The organism is Patescibacteria group bacterium (assembly GCA_018900835.1).
In the GTDB taxonomy this organism is placed as follows: domain Bacteria; phylum Patescibacteriota; class Minisyncoccia; order Minisyncoccales; family PEYH01; genus PEYH01.
In genome coordinates this window covers 1-3205 of sequence record JAHIFQ010000012.1, presented here as the reverse complement: position 1 = coordinate 3205, position 3205 = coordinate 1, and the positions used below count along the sequence as shown (strand labels likewise).

Here is a 3205-nt window from a genome sequence, read left to right as displayed (position 1 = left end):
TTCGCCTTGTAACAAATTTTTGCCTGATGGCAAAAATTTGAACATCGTATCGCTTCAACCACGGGCAAACCCGTGGTTTCCGCTTTCTTGAAATAAACTAATTATCTATTATACTACAAAAACAAAAAAAGAAAAAATCGCTAAAAAGCAATTTCTTATCCCCATTATATGTAAATGGTGTAGATGTCAAACATCTACATTACACATCTACATTACATCTACATTTTTATTCTTTGGCTTTCCATATTTAAAACCTGTGGCGATTAAGTAAAATTCTCTGCTATGCTTTCTCACAGCATTAGGACGGAAAGGTTTGGTAACGGAAAATAATGTTTTAATTTCTTTTAAAAATTCGTCTGTCCCCTCTCCTTCAAATATTTTACAGAGAAAATTCCCGTTTAATTTTAAAGCTTTCTGAACAATCTCTAAAGAGGTTTGAGCTAATTCTAATGACTTAGCCACATCAATAAAGTGAATACCCGAAGTTCCCGGCGCTGCATCAGAAACAATCACATCAAATTTTTTCTGAAAAAAATCTGCACATTCTCTTATGTCCTTCTTAATAAACTTCATATTATCTTTAAGAATGATTTTTGGTTCCTCAAGGTCAACTCCAATTACATTTCCTCTCCTGCCTACTTTCTCGCTAAGATAAAGCATCCAAGAGCCAGGCGAACATCCAATATCCAAGACAGAATCACCTGGTTTTATAATCCGATATTTTTTATTGATCTCTTTTAATTTATAGACCGAGCGAGCTGGATAATTTTCTTCCTTAGCTCTTTTAGAATAGAAATCATCCTGTCTTATGTCTTTTGCTGGTTTCATTTTATTTTTTTATTTACTCATTTAGGAATCATTATTCTTAGTTTATCAAAAAAACGCCCTTTTGGCGATTTTTTTGACCCCTCTCGGTCGCAAGAACTGTACACATGCCTACTCGCACTGAGCTTGGCGAAGCGCTCATCTATCAGGACTATTTATGAACTAATCTGTTTCCCTACAATTCTAATGCGTCTGAATAGAAAAGAAGCTCCCCTGCTAAAAACACAGGGGAGAATTAATCATCCGGGACCAAGAACAGTTCGTTCTGCCGGACGAAGCCGAAAAGGAGATTCCTCAGGTAAGAATTGCTAAGTTGGCTGCGGTATTGCAGGACAGCTTCCTGTTTCACATCCATGATTTCCTGAGAGAGCATAAATCTCCTCCAATTTTGGCCAATGACAATCATCCGGAGAGACGGCAAGAGATATCCATCCGAGACGAGCCCCCTTGGATTAGGGAAATGATTATCGTGGATAAAGTATTGGTAAAGTAAGACATCTGTTTCTTCTGCTATTGATGCAACCAACACTCCTGTGATTTTGTGGTCAATATGCCGATCCTCGGGGTGTGGCGCGACAATAACATCTGGCTGGATTTGAAGAACGATTTCAACGAACCGTGCCCTAATTTCATTCGGATCCTGATTTTTTAGAAGACCATCCCCATAGCCGAGAAAAAATAGATTTTCCTCTGGCACACCCAAGATGTTAACGGCCTCCCTAAACTCTTGATAACGCTTGAGCTCCATTCCCTTATTGTTGCCGTCAGTAACTAGAACAACCCAAACAAATGCCCCTGACTCTATGCTCGCAGCGATATACCCTCCCGCAGCGATAGTCTCATCATCAGGATGAGGCGTAAAAACGAGAATCCTCTCCCCAGGAGCAGTCATTTTAAGCTCGCCAATAATGTGGATTACAGCTTGTGGTAGGGACTCGAAATACCAGCTGTAGAAAACCCACGAGACGAGTAATATTCCCAAAGGTAAAAGAAAAATCGCTATCTTTCTCTTTTTTCTACTCCGCCGAGGCGAAGAAGGAATATCCGTCTGTCTGTTCTGAGGCCTCCATCTACGGACTATGTTCTTTCCAAGGGACAAAAGAGTAAACACTGTTCCAGATGCTGCCAGGATAAGACAGGCAGACAGCAACCCTTCTCTTGGATTATCATTTGCCACCTTAAGGATGCAAACCAGCCCAAGGACTATGAGCGTCGCTGAGAAAACTCGCCATAGCCAACGGCCCATTCCAATTAGAGATGCCCTTCTTTCTTTCAGCCATTTCCCAATAATGAATTTTGAAATGTGCATTTTCCCTCCCTGTGGAAACATATTGACTTTCAATTTATTATAATACTTTCTCAGAATTTGTCAAAAAAAACTGCCTTTCGGCAGTTCTGACACTCCTAAGTCGCCTGAAAAGGATATACCTCTCGGCCATCTTGTGCTGAGCTTGCCGAATTCAATCCATAAATCAAAAAAACGGAACCTGTGCTGTCGAATTTCCCGCCTATTCTTTATTTCTCTAATCAGTAAAATTTGATACAATGAAAGAATGAAATCGATTTTAATTCAGGCGAATGCGAAAATAAACCTTAATTTTAAGATTTTGGGCAAAAGGCCAGACGGCTATCATAATATTGAAAGCACTTTTCAGTCAATTGATTTAGCTGATTTTATATCGATAGAAAAAGCAAAAGATTATTTTTCAGGCGGTATTATCTGTCCTGAATCAGAAAACATCATTCTAAAAGCGAAAAATCTTTTGGAAAAAACGGTTAACAAGGAATTGCCTTGCCAGATTCACTTACAAAAAGTTATTCCTATTTCCGCCGGCTTAGGTGGTGGCAGCGCCGATGCAGCGGCAACTTTGATCGGCTTAAATTTACTCTATAATTTAAATTTAAACAAAAGAGAATTAGCCAAAATCGGTATAAAAATCGGTGCTGATGTTCCATTCTTTCTTTATGGTGGTACTTGTGAGGTGGGTGGAAGAGGAGAAATAATAAAATCGATTAAAATCAAGGTGCCCAAAATTTTTGTTCTTTTCCGGCCTCACAAAAGAATTAAAACCAAAATGATGTATGGACTATATGACAAAACAGGAAAAGATTTTTTAGCTATTTGTGAAAATATTTGCCCGGAGATCAAAAAATTGAAAAAATATTTTGGCAAATTCGGCTTAGAGCTTCATCTTTCAGGTTCTGGGCCAACGGTTTTTTGTCAGGTTAACGACTACCAACTGGTCAAAAAAATTGCCAAAGGTTATTCTCAATTTAACGGCGATATTTTTATTTGCCATCCGCAAAAAGAAGCAATTAAAATTTTATGAAAAACATTGTTATTTTAGGCTCAACTGGTTCGGTTGGTAAACAAGTTTTA

Annotated in this window: 3 protein-coding genes; 1 reads left to right on the top strand and 2 read right to left on the bottom strand. The window is 38.5% G+C overall.

The window, feature by feature from the left end:
• Positions 1–207: 207 nt before the first annotated feature.
• Entirely contained in the window at positions 208–828 is a 621-nt protein-coding gene (locus tag KJ562_02225) for an RlmE family RNA methyltransferase (GenBank protein ID MBU3964512.1), read from the bottom strand.
• A 232-nt stretch (positions 829–1060) separates the two neighbouring features.
• A complete protein-coding gene (locus KJ562_02220; protein MBU3964511.1) occupies positions 1061–2155 on the bottom strand; it encodes a PIG-L family deacetylase in 1095 nt (364 codons plus the stop codon).
• A gap of 223 nt (positions 2156–2378) precedes the next feature.
• Here KJ562_02220 and ispE point away from each other — a divergent pair, with 223 nt between their 5' ends.
• Positions 2379–3155, top strand: a complete 777-nt coding sequence (ispE, locus tag KJ562_02215) for a 4-(cytidine 5'-diphospho)-2-C-methyl-D-erythritol kinase (protein MBU3964510.1) — start codon at positions 2379–2381, stop codon at positions 3153–3155.
• The last annotated feature ends 50 nt before the right edge of the window (positions 3156–3205 follow it).

Bases quoted from the DNA above. Each gene is read 5' to 3' on its own strand.
- ispE (MBU3964510.1), top strand. From the start codon at position 2,379: ATGAAATCGATTTTAATTCAGGCGAATGCGAAAATAAACCTTAATTTT.
- KJ562_02225 (MBU3964512.1), bottom strand. From the start codon at position 828: ATGAAACCAGCAAAAGACATAAGACAGGATGATTTCTATTCTAAAAGA.
- KJ562_02220 (MBU3964511.1), bottom strand. From the start codon at position 2,155: ATGTTTCCACAGGGAGGGAAAATGCACATTTCAAAATTCATTATTGGG.